This is a genomic window from Mesorhizobium sp. M7A.F.Ca.CA.004.06.1.1, from assembly GCF_003999135.1.
Taxonomy (GTDB): Bacteria; Pseudomonadota; Alphaproteobacteria; order Rhizobiales; family Rhizobiaceae; genus Mesorhizobium.
In genome coordinates, this window is the sequence record NZ_RZPQ01001225.1 from 1 (window position 1) to 1,005 (window position 1,005).

1 protein-coding gene and 1 pseudogene are annotated in these 1,005 nt (G+C 64.2%); both read right to left on the minus strand.

From position 1 onward, the window contains the following. A partial coding sequence (locus tag EN906_RS35325) for a methenyltetrahydromethanopterin cyclohydrolase (RefSeq protein ID WP_245484408.1) occupies positions 1–441 on the minus strand: 441 nt, incomplete at its 3' end. Next, positions 438–1,005, minus strand: a pseudogene (locus EN906_RS35330) (hypothetical protein); the annotation flags it as partial. The pseudogene EN906_RS35330 and the gene EN906_RS35325, both read right to left, overlap by 4 nt.

Below are 1,005 nucleotides of genomic sequence, written 5' to 3' on the forward strand. Positions count from 1 at the left end.
CGGTTCGGCCGTCTCAAGGATAAGCACCGCGGACGATGCGATGTCGCGATAGGAAAGTGTTTCGAACAGCGGTTCGACCCGGGCGAGGGCGCGCGCCGGCCCAGATCCCATCGCGAAATAGTCCTGGCCAGACAGGTTCCAGCCCGCATACTGGCTGCCCAGGCAGGCTAGCACCGGCTGCGAAGATCGCGCTTCGACAGTGAACGGCCATTGCTGTGACGCGCGATCCATGAACACAGAAACGCTGCCGAGACCGCCCATCGCGGCCTCAGCCATGCGCAGCCCGGCTTCGACGCTGCCTACGGTCTTGGCGCCGGCATCGATCAGGCGCTCGCCCAATGGCCCCCTGGAAACGACGATGCGCAGGCGTTCGGCGTCGCCGATCATGCCGTCAACGATGCGCTGTGCATTGTCGTTCAGGAATGCCGAACCGTCTTTCATGTCCGGTCTCCTTCCCATTGGAGTTGCAATTGACTGGCTTGTCCCTTGATGAGTCGCTTGGTCGATTGGGCGCTCGGCCCGCGCGCGAAGACCGTGCAGACAGGGTCGCCGGCAATCAGACGGGTGCCAGCCGACTGCTGGTCCGCTGTCCATTCAGGCCAGGCGATCGACGGAAAGTGAGTGATTGGCGTCGCGGCGTAAGTCACCATCGACGCCATCGAATCGACGAAGCGCGGCAAGCGGAAGACCTGACCCGTCGCGGCGCGCAGATGCGCTTCGATCAATGGCGCGTCGACATCGTCGAAAATGTCGAGGGTGGCGCCTGGCCTCGGATTGATCTCGATGAACTTGTAGCCGTCCGGCCCGCGGATAAGATCGGCGCTGCACAATCCAACCAGGCCGGCGCGCCGCGTCAGACTTGAGAGCCAACCGCCGATCACCCCCGCCTGTCTGCGATCGAAGCGTCTCAACCGCACGGCGCCGCCATAGCGATAGGGCGCTGTCGGGGAGGGGGACGTCCATTGTTGGCTGAAGCCCACGACGTGCGCGGTTTGCCCGTTGCCG